This window comes from Rhodothermales bacterium (assembly GCA_041391505.1).
In the GTDB taxonomy this organism is placed as follows: Bacteria; Bacteroidota; Rhodothermia; order Rhodothermales; family JAHQVL01; genus JAWKNW01.
The window spans coordinates 1-15,860 of record JAWKNW010000037.1 but is presented as its reverse complement, the minus strand read 5'-3'; the positions used below and the strand labels follow the sequence as shown (position 1 = coordinate 15,860).

At 64.5% G+C, this 15,860-nt stretch carries 18 protein-coding genes; 12 read left to right on the top strand and 6 right to left on the bottom strand.

Annotated features, from left to right (window positions below):
* Positions 1–164 precede the first annotated feature (164 nt).
* From R2834_22605 to R2834_22580, 6 genes are all read left to right on the top strand, one after another.
* Positions 165–1,622, top strand: coding sequence for a T9SS type A sorting domain-containing protein (locus R2834_22605; protein ID MEZ4703136.1), 1,458 nt, complete (start codon positions 165–167; stop codon positions 1,620–1,622).
* Positions 1,623–1,880: 258 nt separating this feature from the next.
* Positions 1,881–2,849, top strand: a complete 969-nt coding sequence (locus tag R2834_22600; protein MEZ4703135.1) for a response regulator — start codon at positions 1,881–1,883, stop codon at positions 2,847–2,849.
* A gap of 46 nt (positions 2,850–2,895) precedes the next feature.
* Positions 2,896–3,213, top strand: a complete 318-nt coding sequence (locus R2834_22595) for a hypothetical protein (protein MEZ4703134.1) — start codon at positions 2,896–2,898, stop codon at positions 3,211–3,213.
* A 361-nt stretch (positions 3,214–3,574) separates the two neighbouring features.
* Entirely contained in the window at positions 3,575–3,937 is a 363-nt protein-coding gene (locus R2834_22590) for a neutral zinc metallopeptidase (protein MEZ4703133.1), read from the top strand.
* Positions 3,934–4,101, top strand: coding sequence for a neutral zinc metallopeptidase (locus R2834_22585; protein MEZ4703132.1), 168 nt, complete (start codon positions 3,934–3,936; stop codon positions 4,099–4,101). Before R2834_22590 ends, R2834_22585 begins: the two co-directional genes overlap by 4 nt.
* The gene (locus tag R2834_22580) at positions 4,091–4,342 is read left to right on the top strand and encodes a neutral zinc metallopeptidase (GenBank protein ID MEZ4703131.1); all 252 of its coding nucleotides are present in this window, start codon (positions 4,091–4,093) and stop codon (positions 4,340–4,342) included. Before R2834_22585 ends, R2834_22580 begins: the two co-directional genes overlap by 11 nt.
* Before the next feature lie 59 nt (positions 4,343–4,401).
* Here the strand turns inward: R2834_22580 and R2834_22575 are convergent, their stop codons facing one another.
* The 3 genes from R2834_22575 to R2834_22565 all read right to left on the bottom strand — a co-directional run bounded on the left by R2834_22575 (position 4,402) and on the right by R2834_22565 (position 6,297).
* On the bottom strand, positions 4,402–4,800 hold the full coding sequence (locus R2834_22575; GenBank protein ID MEZ4703130.1) for a hypothetical protein: 399 nt from the start codon (positions 4,798–4,800) through the stop codon (positions 4,402–4,404).
* A 168-nt stretch (positions 4,801–4,968) separates the two neighbouring features.
* On the bottom strand, positions 4,969–5,445 hold the full coding sequence (locus R2834_22570) for a hypothetical protein (protein ID MEZ4703129.1): 477 nt from the start codon (positions 5,443–5,445) through the stop codon (positions 4,969–4,971).
* A gap of 96 nt (positions 5,446–5,541) precedes the next feature.
* A complete protein-coding gene (locus R2834_22565) occupies positions 5,542–6,297 on the bottom strand; it encodes a hypothetical protein (protein MEZ4703128.1) in 756 nt (251 codons plus the stop codon).
* A gap of 579 nt (positions 6,298–6,876) precedes the next feature.
* On the opposite strand from R2834_22565, the gene R2834_22560 reads away from it, so the two are divergent.
* Entirely contained in the window at positions 6,877–7,875 is a 999-nt protein-coding gene (locus R2834_22560) for a ThuA domain-containing protein (protein ID MEZ4703127.1), read from the top strand.
* Between the two features lie 124 nt (positions 7,876–7,999).
* Positions 8,000–9,955, top strand: a complete 1,956-nt coding sequence (locus tag R2834_22555; GenBank protein MEZ4703126.1) for a leucine-rich repeat domain-containing protein — start codon at positions 8,000–8,002, stop codon at positions 9,953–9,955.
* A gap of 4 nt (positions 9,956–9,959) precedes the next feature.
* On the opposite strand, the gene R2834_22550 is transcribed toward R2834_22555, so the two are convergent.
* Positions 9,960–11,246, bottom strand: coding sequence for a hypothetical protein (locus tag R2834_22550; protein MEZ4703125.1), 1,287 nt, complete (start codon positions 11,244–11,246; stop codon positions 9,960–9,962).
* Between the two features lie 474 nt (positions 11,247–11,720).
* On the opposite strand from R2834_22550, the gene R2834_22545 reads away from it, so the two are divergent.
* The 3 genes from R2834_22545 (at position 11,721) to R2834_22535 (ending at position 13,209) form a co-directional block, all read left to right on the top strand.
* Positions 11,721–12,479 (top strand): T9SS type A sorting domain-containing protein, encoded by a 759-nt coding sequence (locus R2834_22545; protein MEZ4703124.1) that lies wholly within the window; start codon positions 11,721–11,723, stop codon positions 12,477–12,479.
* A gap of 89 nt (positions 12,480–12,568) precedes the next feature.
* On the top strand, positions 12,569–12,958 hold the full coding sequence (locus R2834_22540) for a hypothetical protein (GenBank protein MEZ4703123.1): 390 nt from the start codon (positions 12,569–12,571) through the stop codon (positions 12,956–12,958).
* A 62-nt stretch (positions 12,959–13,020) separates the two neighbouring features.
* The gene (locus R2834_22535) at positions 13,021–13,209 is read left to right on the top strand and encodes a hypothetical protein (protein ID MEZ4703122.1); all 189 of its coding nucleotides are present in this window, start codon (positions 13,021–13,023) and stop codon (positions 13,207–13,209) included.
* A gap of 82 nt (positions 13,210–13,291) precedes the next feature.
* On the opposite strand, the gene R2834_22530 is transcribed toward R2834_22535, so the two are convergent.
* A complete protein-coding gene (locus R2834_22530) occupies positions 13,292–14,584 on the bottom strand; it encodes a dicarboxylate/amino acid:cation symporter (GenBank protein MEZ4703121.1) in 1,293 nt (430 codons plus the stop codon).
* Between the two features lie 80 nt (positions 14,585–14,664).
* Positions 14,665–15,468: a DUF92 domain-containing protein gene (locus tag R2834_22525; protein MEZ4703120.1), complete on the bottom strand. Its 804-nt coding sequence runs from the start codon at positions 15,466–15,468 to the stop codon at positions 14,665–14,667.
* A gap of 73 nt (positions 15,469–15,541) precedes the next feature.
* Between R2834_22525 and R2834_22520 the strand changes: the two genes are divergently transcribed.
* Positions 15,542–15,860, top strand: a 319-nt coding sequence (locus R2834_22520; GenBank protein MEZ4703119.1) for an Ig-like domain-containing protein, incomplete at its 3' end; no start/stop codon positions are given.

Genomic DNA, 15,860 nt, shown 5'->3' with positions numbered 1-15,860 from the left:
GTTTCCGGGTCGATCCAGCGCATCGGAGGATCCAGAATCCATCGAAGACACCGCCCCGATGCGCCGGTTTTCGTATCGGGCGGGCCGGCGCTTTTTGTTATTTACGTCATCCCACCACCACCCTCCCATTGGCGGGTCTCCCGCCCCTCAACGGTATCAAACCCATGCGTATTGCGTTTTCCAACCGGACCGCCTGCGCCGCGCGTAACCGCTTTATCCATCTCCTGCCTGCCGCGATCGTTCTCTTTATGAGCCTCACCGCCGGCCGGGCGATGGGCCAGGTGCAAACCATAACCTTCGAGAACCTCACCCGGGGCCAGGTCGTCGATTCCGTACGGGCCGACGGCGGCTTCGGACCGGTGTTGGTTTTCGGCTCCAATCTGACCAACACGCCCGACGCCAACGCCGCCGTCCTATTCGACTCGAACTGCACGGGCGGATGCACCGGCAGCGACCCCGACCTCGGCAGCCCGAACGCGAAGTATGGCGGCCCCGGCCAGGGCTTTGAAGGTGGCCGCGCGCCCTACGCCAACAGCACGGCGCTCGGCAACGTCCTCATCGTGCATGAGTACCCGCGCGAGATCGAGCCGATCGCTGAAGGGCTCGCCGGCGTGATCGACCCCGACGACGAAGGCGGCGCCTCCACGATCACCTTCACCTTCCCCGCCCCCGTCACCCTCCATTCGTTCACGATCATCGATCGCGAGAGCAACGAGCTGGAGAATGTGGAACTGTACGACGGACAGGGCGCGCTCGTGGGCGTCTTCACGACCCCCGTCACCGGCAATAACGGCGTCGCCGTCGTCCTCACGGGTGCGGCCGGCATCGGGACGGCCAATGTCGTGCGCGTCGTCATGACCCATCAGGGCTCGGGCGGCCTCGACAACATCGTATTCACCCCGCCGGCGCCTGCCCTTGGCGGATGCACCTTTACCATGGCCTACTGGAAGAAGCATCCCGACGAATGGCCATTCCGCCAGCTCACGCTCGGTGGCATCACGTACGGCAAACGCACGATGCTCGACCTGATGGTCAAGAACCCCCGCGGCGACAAGTCGATCATCCTCGCCGAGCAGCTCATCGCCGCGCACCTGAACATCGCGACGGGCGCCGACGGATCGCTCGTGGCGGACGCCATGGCCTCGGCCGACGCGTGGCTGGCCTCGCACGGCACCATCGGCAACAACCAGCGCCGCTGGGATGGCGGCGAGGGCTTCAAGGACGACCTGGAAGCCTTCAACACCGGCCTGATGGGGCCGTCGGCCTGCGCTGTCGAACGCAAGCACAAACAGGAACGGCCGCAGGGCGAGGCCGCTCCCTCCGCGACGGCAGACGCCCCCGCCATCGCGGCCCTGCCGGCAACCTTCTCGGTCGACGGCAACTATCCGAACCCCTTCAACCCGACCACGACGATCCGCTTCTCCCTGCCCGAGACCGCCCGCGTTCGCCTGAGCGTCTACGACATGCTCGGCCGTGAAGTGCGCGTCCTGGTCGATGGCACCCTCGAAGCCGGCCAGCATACCGCCGCGTTCGAAGGCGCCGACCTGCCCAGCGGTTCGTACCTGTACCGGCTCGACACGCCGGCGGGATCGTTCACCAACCTCATGACCTTCCTCAAATAACACCACGTCTTGACGCGCCGAATTCCCGCATTCGGTGATCGAGAACGGGGGAGCGCGGTTCGCCGCCTCCCCCTTTTTTTGTCCCTCCGCAACCCACCTCGCGCTATAGGTGCCGCCGGTTGCAGGCGATACTCACCGGGTACATGCGCCCCTTTCCGCTGGCCCAGCCGAGAACACGTCGATGCCCTGCGCTCCCGCCGGAGCCACGCCATCGCCCAAACGCCCGATGATCGGACACGAAATCGGAGGTGACCTCTCGTGATCTTTAACCCCGACGCTTTTTCGGTGCTGTTCGTCGACGACGAACAGAACCTCCTCGACGCGATCTCACGGCACTTCCGGCGTCAATACAACGTGTTCACGGCCAACAGCGGCGCGGAAGCCCTGGCGCTCTTCCAGTCCCGGGGACCGTTTCCGATCGTGATTTCGGATATGAAGATGCCGCAGATGAACGGCGTCGAACTGCTGCGGACGATCCGGATCAAGTCGCCCGACACGATCCGCATCCTGCTGACCGGCCAGGCCGGCCTCAGCGACGCGATCAGCGCGATCAACGAAGGCAACATTTTTCGTTTCCTCAACAAGCCCTGCTCCCTCGGCACTCTCGGCCAGACGCTCGAAGCCGCGCGCAAGCAATACGAACTGGTCACGAATCAGCGCATCCTGCTCGAAGAAACCCTCCAGGGCAGCATCAGGATGCTCGTCGACATCCTGTCGCTGACCAACCCGACCGCCTTCGGCAAGGCGGTCCGCGCCCGGCAGGAAATCCAGGAGCTGCTCGGCCTCGTGGATCTCGAAGGGGCAGACAAATGGCCCATCGAGATGGCCGCGATGCTCTCGCAGATCGGCTCGGTATCGTTGACGCCCGAGTTGATGGAAAAGGTGTACAAGGGCGCCGTGTTGACGGCCGAGGAGGCGGCGCTGGTGGACAAGATGCCCGAGGTGGCGGAGTCGCTGCTGGCGCACATCCCGCGCATCGAGGAAGTCCGGGCCATTTTGCGGTATCAGAACAAAGGCTACGACGGCCGGGGGTACCCGACGGAAGACATGGCGGGCGACCGGCTTCCGGTCGGCTCGCGCATGCTGAAGATCGTGCACGACTTCGACCGGATCTATTCGCAGGAAGGATTTCTGGAGCCGGCGATCAAGGTCCTGCTAAAAACAAGACCTCCTACGACCTGCAGATTCTGGCGGCGTTCATCCAGAACAAGCGGAATCATGCGGTAGAGCCAGGAGGAGGTGAAGGATCGAGGCCCGGTATGTCCAGATCGGGATGATCTTCGCGACCGACGTCGTCTCGACGGCCGGCCACCTGCTCGTCGCACGCGGTCAGGAGGTGACGCCGAGTCTGCGCGAGCGCATCCAGCTTCTGGCCGAAAACGGAGCGATCAACAAGGAAATTACCATGATCATTCCGCCTCCACCCCCGCCGCCCGAGCCCGAGCCGGAACCCGAAGCCCCCGCCGAGGAGGCCGGCAACGAGGGCGACGACACGCTCCATCCGCCCGAAGCGCATGCCGGCGACGGGAGCCAGTCTGCTGACGACACCCTGCCCATCCTTCGCGCCAGCGAGCTGCCGGCTGAGACATGAACGTAGTGGGCAATCGCATTCCCGCCGCCGTGGCCGTGAGAAGCGTAGGGGGAGTTTGCGTGCATGGGGGCATTTTTTACCGCAACACCTCCCATACCCCCATTCTCCCATACCGGGAGATGCTCCCGTTTGAAGAGCATGCGATTGCTCTGGACATGAACGGGGCGAGGTAGCTCCTTTCCGTGCGTCGTGCGTATATTCCTCCTCTCACGACCCACGCTTTTTCCCACAGTTTTTCCGGAGGAGGAATCCACCATGCGTTGGAAAGAAGGCCGACGTAGCACGAATGTCGAAGACCGCCGCGGCGGCGGCGGGGTATCGATGGGACGCGGGGTCAAGATGGGTGGCGTGACCGGCCATCGTGGCCCTGCTCGTAAGTCTGCTGCTCGGGCAGGACCCCACGGTGTTGCTGCAACAGATCGCCGAAGGCAACGCCGAGTCGTCGACCCAGCAAGCGACGCCGGGCGCCCAGGACGAAGTAGCCGATTTCACGACCGTGGTGCTCGGCTACACGGAGGATGTGTGGAGTGCGATTTTCAGCGCCTCCGGCAGCCGTTACCCGGCGCCCCGGCTGGTGATGTACGACGCGCAATCGGTATGCGGGTACAGCACCGCCGCGACGGCCGTTTTATTGCCTGGGCGACCAGAAGGTCTATCTGGATCTGAGCTTCCTGCGCAACTGCAGCGCCTGGCGCGCCGGGGGATTTCGCCTTCGCCTACGTGATCGCCCATGAAGTGGGCCATCACATCCAGAACGTGACCGGCATCGAGCGGCAGGTGCGCCAGGCCCAGAGCCGCGCCAGCGAGGCCGAGGTCAACGCGCTGTCCGTTCGGATGGAGCTACAGGCCGATTGCTACGCCGGCGTTCAAGTCAGCCGTGCGCAGTAAGAGGTGGAATATTCTGGAGGAAGGCGATCCAGAGGAAGGCCTCAGCGCCGCGGCGGCTGTCGGCGACGACCGCCTCCAGCGCATGGCCGGCCAGCGCGTGCAGCCCGAATCGTTCACGCACGGCTCCTCCGAACAGCGTCAGCAGTGGTTCACCACCGGTCTGCGCACGGGCAGCGCCGAGGCGGCGACACGTTTAGATAAGTCGGAAAACGGAAATCGGAGATCGGAAATCGCACATTGAGCGCTTGACCCAATGTGCGATTTCCGATCTCCGATTTTTCAATTCCCAGGCCGTCTTGCTCAGTTCTGCCGCATCTGCTGCAGCGGGCTGGGCTCCTGCTTGTAGCCGGCCGGGACCTGGAATTTCGAGGGGTCGACGGCGCCCTCACCGATATCCGTGTACTCCTCGCGCATCGACAGGAGCGTTTGCTGCTCGGCCGGCTTCTGGGCCTCGGCGTTGTTGTTGCCGCCGACCGGAATGCCGCGCGACTTGAGCGCGCCCTTGGCGATCTTGCCCAGCGCGGCGCCTTTCTTCTTCTCCACTTTCGTGCGCCCGAGAAGCAGATCGACGTCGAGATCCATCTCTTCTGGAACGACGACAATGTACGTCGTGCTGCGCAGCGGTGTGCCGTTGAGCTTCTTCATTTCTTCGGCCGTCTTTTCGAACGCCGGCCCGATACGCTGGTCCTGCTGTAACACCTGACCGATCGAGGCCAGCGGGCTGTCGCATCGGTGAACGCCGTCTGCATCTCCTCGGCATATCGCCGCGAGAACGCCTGTGCGGTTTCGGTGCCCTCGACGCCGGGGCCTACCCATGCGTCGGTTACCGCGAAGAACCGACCGCTGGCCGTCTCCGTGTTGCCATCCTCATCGGTTGCCTCGGCCGTGTAGCTCAACTCTCGATCTGGATGAGTTTGTATCGACTTTGTACCCCTTGATGTTGTCCGACTCGCCGAGGTCGTTCACCACGACATCGAAGGTGTAATCGACCTTCGTATCGCCCTGCTGTTCGGCTTGCGCCTGGGCCTGGCCTTCCATGTCCGCCTCGGAGCTCGCCGGGAACATCTGACCATCTCGTCGAACGTCATCTCGTAATAGGGATTTCCGGCGATGATCGATCGAAATCATCTTGCGCTCCTTCAGGTCCATGATCGTCGCGGCGCCGCCCGTGACGGTGGCGCTCTGCTCGCGGGTGATGTAGGTGAGTTTCGTGATCGGCTTGCGCCCGAACACATGCGCTCCGATGGTGCCGAAGGCGCCGATCTTGGAAGGTATTCGTGGTGTAGTGACCATCTGCGCGCGCGCGACCGGCGTCCGGCGAGTGGCGAACAGCGTGACCAGCACGAGGGTGAAGATCGTAGGGTTGCTCTGTGTATCAACATGGCTTTCTGCGCTTAGCTTTAGGCAGTGTCTAAAAACGTTCGGGCATATCTGCGCGTTTCAGTTCTCCTGAACCGACACCTGACATCGTACCGGGCGCCTCGGGGTTTTCAAAAATGAGCGGGCTGGAGGCCGATCGAAGGTGCGGCTGGTCAGCCTGTCGGTCAGGCGGCCGTTGCGGTAGTGGGGCAGCACGACCGCGCCGGTAGGCGCCGTCCGCATAAATGGCCTGCCGACACCGTACCGACCAGCTCGTCGGTGTCGACCGCGGAAAACACGACATTTTCGTTCAACGGCCTGGCCGGTGGTCAGCGGCCGGCTCAGCGGGACGACCGCCTCCTGGAGCGACAGGTGGAGTTCATCGATAAACGCGGTCGTTTCGAGTTCCGGCTTGCGCCGCTCCTCCACGCTCCGCGCCACGTTCGCCTTGACGATCTCCTTCACCTCGTTCACCCGGTTCCGCATCACCGCCCAGGGCGTCCGGTCGGATTCGAACGCGACGGCCACAAAACCGATCACCTCATCCGCCTGCACGGCGTCGAACCGGAGTTGTCCCATGCCGGTCGGGATATTGGCCTGTTGCCCGGTGCGCAATCCGCCGCCCCAATCGCTGTTGTCATAGTCGTTCAAGTCAATCTGGGTCGATCCGGTGCGGCCGAACCGGCTCCGGAATCCGAACATCACAAAATAAGGCTCATCGCCGTCGCTCAGCGGGATGCCCAGCAGGGACTTGTCCTCCTGAGCGTCGACGACACGTATTCTGGTCATTACAAGATGCCAGTTCTGCGCACGGGTGAGCGTGCCGCCTCCCGGCATGGTAAGGCCTCCCGAGCAACCGGTAAACAGGAGGATAAGGGTTATGACCAGGAAGCTACCTGTACCGGATATACACCGTTGGATCATCTCCGCTCTCACTTGCTGATTCCCGACAGTCCCCTGCTAGCGCTTCGGAACGAGCCAGTATGCTGATGGGTGGGTACGCGTTCGAGGAACAGGATCGATGCCTCGCTCTGCGCCTGTCCCTGCAATCCGCGCGGGAACGGGCGTTTGAGCCGCTACGTGGTGGAATATACTAAACACGGAGAAGAACCACAGGGGGAGGGCCCGCTTTGCAAACGACACAGGCCGGCCCGATGTGCACCCCTGGACCGAACCTGTGGAGAAGAAGTGTGGGCGGAGGGTCTACCCCACCAATGAATGGCCCTCCGCCCCAAGAGAGACAGGAATACGTCAAGGGTACGGAGGCGGAAGGGACGCCGGTATGGGGAAAGTCCCCATTTTCGACCCCAGCGAGGACATCGACACAATTCCTCGTCCATGCTGGCGCAATACCGGAGGGATTTCGTATCCTTGTCGTTTCCCACACGGCAGCCCACCACCACACCCCGTGCAGCCATGCGTTTCATCCTACCCGTAGCGATACCCGTGCTCACGATCCTGCTCGTCATGATCGATCTGCGCCCGGAAACCCCCGACGCCGAACGGCCGGCCAACGCGATCCCCCACATCGTCTTCGTTACGGGCGACGAAGAGTATCGCTCGGAAGAATCGATGCCGATGCTCGCGCGGATCCTCGAGCGCAACTACGGCTTCAAGACCACCGTGTGTTTCGCCACCAACGCGGAAGGCAACGTCGACCCCAACGTGCTGGACAACATCGCGGGCCTCGAGGCGCTCGATACGGCGGACATGATGGTGGTATTCACCCGCTTCCGCGCCCTGCCCGACGACCAGCTCAAGCGGATTGTCGCCTTCGCGGAGTCGGGTAAACCGATGGCCGGCTTCCGTACCGCCACCCACGCCTTTCAGTACAAGGACGACCCATCCAAGGCCGTCTTCAACGAGACGTGGCCGGCGACAGTATTCGGGCAGCACTGGATCACGCACCACGGGCATTTCGAGGACGGCGGCAAGCCGCTGACCGATGTCCAGCTCATCCCCTGGAAAAAGGGAAACCCCATTCTCAGGGGCGTTGCGCCGTTCCAGGCCTATTCGTGGCTGTATCACGTGGACGGGGGCGCCTACGAATTGCAGGGCGACAGCAAGCCGCTCCTGACGGGCACCGCCCTGCGCTCGAATCATCAGGAAAACAACCGCCTCGACGAGTTTCCGCTGACGAACCCGGTGGCCTGGACGAAGACGTACACGGGGACCTCGGGCCACGCCGCCCGCGTGTTTTTTACCACCCTGGGGCATCCGTACGACTTCAAGGAGACGTCGATGCGCCGGCTCGCGGTGCAGGGCATCCTCTGGGCGCTCGGCGAAGAAGAACGCATTCCTGAAGACGGCGCCGATGTACGCATCGAAGGTGTGTACGAACCGAACAACTCGGGTTTCGGGGACCAGTTCAAACCCAATCTCAAGCCGGAAGCGTTCCTCAATCCGGCCGGCTGAAACAAAGCGCCCTTCCTTCCTGTCGGTATCTTTGCGCTGACCGCGGCTGGTCAACGCAGGCGGGTCCGGTGTATCCTTCACAAACCCTGCTCCGTCCATCCTTTCCAGCCAGCAACGACCGAAGATGACCGCTTTTTACCGAGGGGTCCTGGCCGCGTCATTCGTGTGCGTGCTCCTGGGCGCGCCCCTGAATGAGGCGCGCGCGCAGCGGCCCATCGATTGCATGCTGGTGACGCAGGTGCCGGTCTCGGAATGCCAGGCGCTGTTCGAGATCTTTTTCAGCCTCAACGGCACCGAGTGGGTCACCAACTCGGGATGGCTGCTCGCCGGCAACGTGTGTGAGTGGCAGGGGGTCGACTGCAACGAGCAGGAATGGCCGCGCAACGTGACGGGGATCGTCATCCACGACAACGACCTGAGCGGTTCGATCCCGGAGTCGATCGCCCTGCTTCCCGAATTGCGCGTCCTGGTCCTGAACAACACGGTGGGCGGCGGTTATTTCAATCGGATCGGCGGCACCTTACCGTCGGCCCTCGGCACGCTCGAACACCTGGAAGTGCTGGATCTCAGCCGCAACAGCGTGGGCGGCACCATCCCCGGCGAATACGGAAACCTGCGCAATCTGCGCGTCCTGAACCTCGGCGAGAACCAGTTCGAGGGACCCATCCCCGCGCGTCTCTACGAGGCCACGGCGCTGGAGGAACTCAATCTCTCCGACAACCGCCTTTCCGGAAGCGTCTCGCCCGCCATCGCCGGCCTGACCCGGCTCAAGCACCTCGACCTGTCGAAAAACGCGTTCGCCGGCGAGCTTCCGGACGTATGGGACGCGCTCCCCGACCTGCAAAGCATGCAGATCGGGGAAAACCGGTTCTCCGGCAACCTGCCCCGATCGCTCGTCACGCATCCCTCCCTCTTTTTCTTCAAGGCCTCGGGCAATGCGTTCGAGGGCGCGCTCGCGCCCGACGCCGCCCGCCGGCTCGCGCAACTGAACGTCTGCGAGATCGACAACAACACGGGCGGACTCTGCCTGCCCGACACGCCCCTGTACGAGGGCGGCGCCGTCTGCAACCTGCCGGCGCGAACCGACTGCTCGTTTTGCGCGAACTCCACCGATGTCTCTCGCGATGAGTGCACGGCGCTGGAGCGGCTTTTTTACGGGACGGATGGACCTTCCTGGACCGATCGAAGCGGGTGGTTCAGCACGCCGGACGCCTGCGCCTGGTTCGGGATCGGGTGCGATGAGAACCGGATCGTCCAGCTCGTCCTCCCGGAAAACAACCTCAAGGGCGGCCTGCCGGCGGCCGTGGCCGAACTCCCGGCGCTCGCTTCGCTCGACCTGACCGGCAATCAGCTCATCGGGGCGGTTCCGCTGGCGCTCGCGACGCGCGCCGCGAATGGCCTCTCGTGCGCGCTCGAGGGCAACGCCCCGGGGTTCTGCGTCCCCGACACCGATGCCTACCGGTCGCTCGGCGTCGAACCGGTGTGCGGGTTGCCGCTCGTGACGACCTGCTCGGCGCTCACCAGCGCCCGCCTACTCTCGATCGACGCCCGGGTCGAGGAGGATGAGATCGTGGTGACCTGGGAGGCCTCGGCCGGCTTCCCCGGGCTGCGTTACATCGTCGAGGAACGGGCGCAAGGCTCGTTCGTGCCGCGTGGAAGCGTCGACGCACGGGCAGACCAGGCGGCGAGCCAGACCTACGAATTTCGCTTCGCGGCGCAGACCGGCGGCGTGGTGACGATCCGCCTGCGCCAGCGCGATCCGGACGGGACGGAGTCGCTCAGCGACGAGATCAACCTGCTCGTCGAAATCGACCAGGCCATCATTCTCCTCCCGCCCTACCCGAACCCCGTGAGCGCCCGCGCTGAGTCGGCCGTGGGCGTACGTCAGACCGAGCGCGTCCGGGTGGCGCTCTACGATCTCCTCGGCCGGCGCGCGGCCGTGCTGCTGGATGACGTGCTGGACGCCGGCGCCGTGCGGTACCTCACGATCAACGCCGGCGGACTGGCCGACGGGACCTACGTCCTCCGCGCCGAGAGCCCATCCTCCACGGTATCCCGCATCGTCACCCTGCGCCGCTGACCCGTCACCGCCTGAAGTGATCGTCGGCGAAATCCATGAACACGTTCCAGTCCGCCAGCCCCACACCATGCCCGCCGGGACGGATGTGGTAGCCGAGGTCGCCGTGTATCAACCGGTTGACGCCGGGCATCCGCGGGCTGGCTAATCCATCGGTGCCGAGGAGGCGATAAACCGGGTCGATCTCGACGAGCGACAGGAATTCGCCGGCGGGATCCGCCCAGGTATCTCCTTCGGCGCTCGCCACGAGCAAGGGTCGCGGAGCGATCAGCGCAAGCAGGCTATGCTGATCGACGGGCATGGCGTCCTCGCGGTCGTTGTAGGTCCGGAAGCGCTCATTAAACCAGTGCGGAAAGGCCGTATTGATCGCCTGCACCGTCTCGCCCAGCCGACGCCGGCTGATGGCCGCGCCGCCGCAACCCGACTGGTTGGATATCACGAGCGCGACCCGTTCGTCGGTCGCGCCGGCGAGCAGGGCCGCCTTTCCGTTGCGCGAGTGCCCCATCACGGCGATGCGCGCGGGGTCGACCAGCGGCTCCTGCGCGAGATAGTCTACCGCGCGTTGCATCCCCCACGCCCAGGCGGCGAGGGTGCCCCAGGACGTTTCCGTGCGCCCGGTCGTCCCGTTGAGCGGGATGTGTGGATGGATGCCGTCCGTGAAGTCGTCCCGGTCGGGATCGACGTCGCCATGATAAAAGGTGGCTATCGCATATCCGCGCGCGACGGCTTCGCGGAAAGGCCACCGGTCGGCGCTGGTGCCGCGCGATGCTTCGGTGGCCTGGTTGTCGATCACGCCTTCGCCGCGCTCCGGAATCCAGTGGGGCGAGATCGGGATCGTGGGGTCGTCCGTCGTGGTGTGGTTGCCGAGGAAGTTCAGCCCGAGGATGACGGGCGCCGGCGCGCCGTTGGGCGCGATGAGCAGCAGCTCGATCGGCGGCGTCCCGGCCGGCCCGTAGTCGAGCCGCACCAGCTTCTTCGTCGCGGCACCGTCGAAATACCCGGTATCCTCCTGGATCACGCGCGCGCGGACGTTGGCCGGCGGCGACGGCATGAAGCCATATTCGTTTTCGAGGACGAGGCGGAGCAACTCGCGCCGGCGCGTTCCGGTCCACTGCTCCGGCGTCCGGACCGGAACGCCTTCATCCGTGGTGAGGAGCGGCGGCAGGGTGGCGCGGTAGGCCACGCGTTCTGGGTCCAGTTCGGGAAGCCGTTCGCTCCCGGTGGTGCCGGCGCCGGCACAGCCGGCCAGCCCAGCGCCCAGCGCGAGCAGTGCGATGCGGAAGAAAGTCGCCATCGTTTTTCCGGAATGAGGGCGCGGAGCGCCGGGGGAATTTCGCCAGGACGCACGGATGCGCCGGCAGACGGAGCGATGCCGCGGGGTTCGCGGTGCACACCGGGCATCGGGGGGAATATACACGGATTTCGGCGGGAAACCTTCGGCGCGGCGCGTTCGTTAGGCCCTTACGTACGGGAGTCATGCTCTATCACTTCGTACGCATGATTAAGCAGTCTGGCGACCATCATCGTCAGGCTGCTGCCTTTTCCGGGCTGCCCCTCCTTTCTCCGCCCCGCGATCAGGGAACGATCGTTGCTCCGCTGCTCACGCAGGTTTCCTACAGTTTCTCCACAGCTCATCGCCATTCCTGTGACAATCCGCGCATTTTCCGGTCGTACTCTTACCTATTACGGATATCCGCACGCGCTGGCCCCGACCGTTCGCGTGATTCATGCCGGCCGGCGCGCTCGCGATTTTTCCTCCTCTCCTACCATGAAGTCACTTTTCTTTTTCTTTCTGAGTCTGTTCGTCTTCCTGTCGATCGACGCCTCGGCGCAAACGATTTCCGTCGCGCTGCCCGACACCGTCACCCAGGAGACGACGATCGATCTGCCCGTCGTGCTGGGCGATGCGACCGGGCTCAACGTCGTGGCCTTCAACATGGTCGTCTCGTTCGACTCGACGATCATCGCGATCGACAGCGTCACGACGGCCGGCTTCATGGCCGACGGCATGATCCTGACGACCAATTTCGGGACGCGGGATCGGGTGGTGGTCGCCGGCGCCGGCGCGGCGTTCCTCAGTGGCGGTGGCGTGCTGCTCGAACTCCATGCCCGGTTCGTCGGAGCCGGCCAGACCGATCTCCGGTTCGAGCGGTTCACCTTCAACGAGGGGTCGCCGCAGGCCGAGGTTACGAGCGGCAAGGTGAGCAACGTAGGCCGGGTGGCCAATGAAGACGAGGCCGTCCTCCCCGCCGGCTTCCTGGCGCACGGCAATTACCCCAACCCGTTCTCTTCCACGACGACCGTCCGGTTCGATCTGCCGGCAACGGCCCCCGTGACGATCGACGTGTACGATGTACTCGGACGGCGCGTCGCCGCGACGGCGACCGCACTCGTGCCTGCCGGAAAAAATCGGGAAGTACCCCTTACCGGCCTGCAGCTGCCCGCCGGCATGTATATCTATCGCCTGCGCGCCGAACTTCCGTCCGGCGAACGCGCGATCAGTAGATTGATGACCATTATTCGATAGGATCGAACGCCGCCCGACCGGAGAACCTAACACGTTTCCGAACGGTTCACCGGCTGGCGCATCCCCCAACCGATTGGTAGCCTTTCACCATGGAATTACAGATTCGCGATCATGACGAGCCCTACGGCCGTCCGCTCGCGCAGATCCTGACCGATCTGCGCAAACCCATCCCGGCGCACATCATACAGAACCGACAGGTCGGCGGCCGGCGGGTCAAATACCTGAATCTCAACGACACCATCGCCATCCTGGATCAGTTCGCACCCGGCTGGGAAGGCGCCGTCACCAACATCTACGCCGCGGCAAACCGCATCCACGTGAGCTACCGGCTCACGATCCACGCGGAAGAAGGGAAGTTCTCCAGAGAGGCCACCGGGAGTGAGCCAATGGATGCGATGCAGGGCGATCCTGTATCCAACGCGGAGAGCAACGCGTTCCGAAACGCCGCGGCGAAGTTCGGACTGGCGCTCTACCTTTAGGGCATCACACCCGGAGGCGCCGCATCACCCTGGCTGCTATCGATCCATCGATGCCAGGGACCATGAAGACATGCATTGACTGCGCCAGCACGGAAACGACCATCCTGAGTTTGAGGAAGGACGCCACGATCGTATCGATCGAACGCGTCTGCACCACCCACCTCCTCCGCCGCATCGAGTGGATGAACCGCCAGTATCCAGATATGTCCTACGAGGCGCGAATCCGCGCCGACCTGGCGAAGAAGGGGTAAAGGAGGTTCAAGGTTTGAGGTTCAAGGTTTATGGACGGGCTTTACCCCATTCCTTAAACCTTGAACCTCAAACCTTGAACCCTTAGCCCGGTATTTCCAGCTGGCCTTCGCTGGATGCCACGACGGTCGCGACGACCGCGTCGCCGGTGATATTGGTGACCGTACGGAGCATGTCCAGAATTCGGTCGACCCCCAGAATCAGGGCGATGCCGGCGCTCGGGATGCCGACCGACTCGAGGATGATGACGAGCATCACGATGCCGGCGCTCGGCACGGCCGCCGTCCCGATGCTCGCGAGCAGCGCGGTGAATACGATGGTCATCTGCGCCGCGAGGTCGAGCCCCAGCCCGAGGGTTTGCGCGATAAAAACGGCCGCGATGGCCTGATAGAGCCCCGTCCCGTCCATGTTGATCGTGGCTCCAAGCGGCAGCACGAACGACGACACTTCCTCCGAGACGCCGAGGTTCTTTTCGGCGCATTCCATGGTTACCGGCAGCGTGGCCCCGCTCGACGAGGTCGAAAACGCCACCAGCTGCGCCGGCGCGATTCCTCTGAAGAACTGGGATATCCGCATTTTGGTGAACAGGCGCAGCAGGAGCGTATACGTCCCGAACATCTGCAGCGCCAGACCGAGCACTACCGCGATGCAGTAGTACCCGAGCGCGGCGAGGAGTTCGACGATATCCCCGAGCCCTCCCCGGGCAATCCCCGTGATCGTATCCGCAAGCAACGCAAAAACGCCCAGCGGCGCCATGTACATGATGACGTCGACCAGCTTGATGACCAGTTCGTTCAGGCTCTCGAAGAGGCTCAGCAGCGGCGCGCTCTTTTCGCGTGGGATCATCAGCAGGCCGATTCCGAAGAAGATCGCCACGAACACGACCTGCAACATATTCCGGTTATTCGCCGCCGATTCGAAGAAATTGCTCGGGACGATGTCGACGATCGGCTGGAGGGGTCCGCGGTTGCGGGCGGCTTCGGCCTGCTCCTGCCGCGCCGAGACATCCTGCTGGTACGTCGCCTGGAGCTGGTCGCGCAGTTCCGCCGGCACGGTGTGCCCCGGCTTCAGCACATTCACGATGGCAAGGCCGATGAGCAGCGCGACAAGCGTGGTGCCCATGTAGATGGCGATCGTCTTGCCCCCGATGCGCGACAGGCGCTGCAGGTTCGCCAGCGACGCGACGCCGGTGACGAGCGACGCCAGCACCAGCGGCATCGCGATAAACTGCAGCAGCCGGAGGAAGATCGTCCCGAACGGCGCGATCCAGCGGCTCGTGAAGGCATTCCAGCCCGCCGCCGCCGCCACGATCCCGAACACGAGGCCTAGCACCAGCCCGATGATGATCTGCCAGTGCAACTTCTTATACCAGGGCATACACGATGGTCGATTTGTTGGTGTGGGAGGCGCCAATATAGCGGACTACGATCGAAAATACCCGCCCACACACAGAATCGTCAGCTCCCGCCCCAGGCCAAGCCCAGCCCCGCGCCGACCGCCGCCCCTACCGCCGTGGCCGCGACATTGACGACGTCGTTCGTCACCCAGTCCCAGCCCCGCACCCGCTCGCTCGCCGCCGCGGGCCGCTCGGTCGTATTGCCCCGCTGATCGCGATACAGCGCCTGCGCCGTGGCGCCGAGCAGGCTATCGGCGAACGCCCCCGCCACGCCGCCCATGCCCACGGCGGCCACACCCAGGACCGGGAGCAGCCCCAGCATCCCGCCGGCGGCGCCCATCCAGATCGCGCCGGCGCACGCCCCCAGGCTGCCGCCCCAGGTCACGCCGCCCGACGTGCCCGCGGGCACCCGCCGACCCGTGGTGATGAGCCGGGGCTCGGCGCGCGCCAGGCCGCCCAGTTCCGTGGCCCAGGTGTCGGCGGCGGCGGCGGAAAAGGCGCCGACGAATCCCCAGAGGAAGGCCGTCTCCGGCGAGACCGCGTAGAGCCCGAGCATGAGCCACGCCACCCCGCCGTTGGCGAGCACCTGGCCGGCATCCCGCCGGCTCCCCTTCTCCACCCGCGCTTCCGCATCCGCCTTACGCGCACGCCCGACCCGGGAAAGGAGGCTCGTCGGGATAAAAAAAGCCATCGCCAGCCAGAACCATGCGGCGCCGCCAAACGCGAGCAGACAGAGACCGAACGCCGTGGCCGTCAGGGCGCCCGACCGGGTCAGCAGATGCAGCCGGTACGCCAGGTACCCGCCGGCCGCGGCCGCCGGCAGGACGAGGATGGGATGCGGCAGCGCGAGAGAAAGGTCAGCCATTGCTTTGGTTAAAAAACACTATATTAAGCCCCCGGTTTATCGCCCGTCCTAACGCACGCAGCACCTGTTTTTTATGCGTTTCGCCACCATCGCTCTTGTCTTCGCCTGCGCCGCCCCCGCCTTCGGCCAGTCCAATCCCCCCGATTCGACGCGCATCGTCGCCGTAGAGGATGCGTTCGCCGTCTTCTCGGACAGCAGCCTGACGGTCGCCGGCAGCGGCCTGCTCTCCAACGACGAGATCGTCGGGGTGGATTCCGTCGTGGCGGTGCTGGTCGACCCGCCGGCGCATGGCGCCGTGCTTCTCGCGCCTTCCGGCGCCTTCACCTACACGCCCGCGACCGGGTTCAGCGGCGACGATACGTTCAGCTATCACATCCAGACGGTGCCCCGCC

What these genes read in the sequence shown, in the direction of transcription:
- R2834_22540 (MEZ4703123.1), top strand. Translation starts at nt 12,569, where the DNA reads ATGGAATTACAGATTCGCGATCATGACGAGCCCTACGGCCGTCCGCTC.
- R2834_22555 (MEZ4703126.1), top strand. Translation starts at nt 8,000, where the DNA reads ATGACCGCTTTTTACCGAGGGGTCCTGGCCGCGTCATTCGTGTGCGTG.
- R2834_22525 (MEZ4703120.1), bottom strand. Translation starts at nt 15,468, where the DNA reads ATGGCTGACCTTTCTCTCGCGCTGCCGCATCCCATCCTCGTCCTGCCG.
- R2834_22550 (MEZ4703125.1), bottom strand. Translation starts at nt 11,246, where the DNA reads ATGGCGACTTTCTTCCGCATCGCACTGCTCGCGCTGGGCGCTGGGCTG.
- R2834_22565 (MEZ4703128.1), bottom strand. Translation starts at nt 6,297, where the DNA reads ATGCCGGGAGGCGGCACGCTCACCCGTGCGCAGAACTGGCATCTTGTA.
- R2834_22545 (MEZ4703124.1), top strand. Translation starts at nt 11,721, where the DNA reads ATGAAGTCACTTTTCTTTTTCTTTCTGAGTCTGTTCGTCTTCCTGTCG.
- R2834_22530 (MEZ4703121.1), bottom strand. Translation starts at nt 14,584, where the DNA reads ATGCCCTGGTATAAGAAGTTGCACTGGCAGATCATCATCGGGCTGGTG.
- R2834_22595 (MEZ4703134.1), top strand. Translation starts at nt 2,896, where the DNA reads ATGATCTTCGCGACCGACGTCGTCTCGACGGCCGGCCACCTGCTCGTC.
- R2834_22560 (MEZ4703127.1), top strand. Translation starts at nt 6,877, where the DNA reads ATGCGTTTCATCCTACCCGTAGCGATACCCGTGCTCACGATCCTGCTC.
- R2834_22535 (MEZ4703122.1), top strand. Translation starts at nt 13,021, where the DNA reads ATGAAGACATGCATTGACTGCGCCAGCACGGAAACGACCATCCTGAGT.
- R2834_22605 (MEZ4703136.1), top strand. Translation starts at nt 165, where the DNA reads ATGCGTATTGCGTTTTCCAACCGGACCGCCTGCGCCGCGCGTAACCGC.